The 237-nt window shown below is 43.5% G+C and carries 1 pseudogene; it reads left to right on the forward strand.

Annotated features, from left to right (window positions below):
- Positions 1 to 237, forward strand: a pseudogene (locus tag Q4550_RS24045) (dihydropyrimidine dehydrogenase); the annotation flags it as partial.

Below are 237 nucleotides of genomic sequence, written 5' to 3' on the forward strand. Positions count from 1 at the left end.
TGGTTAACACAGCCGGTTGAACTCATGACAAATGAAACTGGCGATGTAGAAGGCATGAAATGCGTCAAGATGAAGCTTGGGGAAGCGGATGTAGATGGGCGAAGGAGGACAGAACCTATTCCGGAGTCTGAATTTCTTATTGAATGTGATGCTGTGGAGAAAGCGATTGGCCAAAAGCGTCATCTTCCATTTATAGAAGAGCTTGGTCTTGCTCATAAATACGGAGTCATTTTAAAA

The organism is Anaerobacillus sp. 1_MG-2023, from assembly GCF_030547345.1.
Classification (GTDB): domain Bacteria; phylum Bacillota; class Bacilli; order Bacillales; family Guptibacillaceae; genus Guptibacillus; species Guptibacillus hwajinpoensis_B.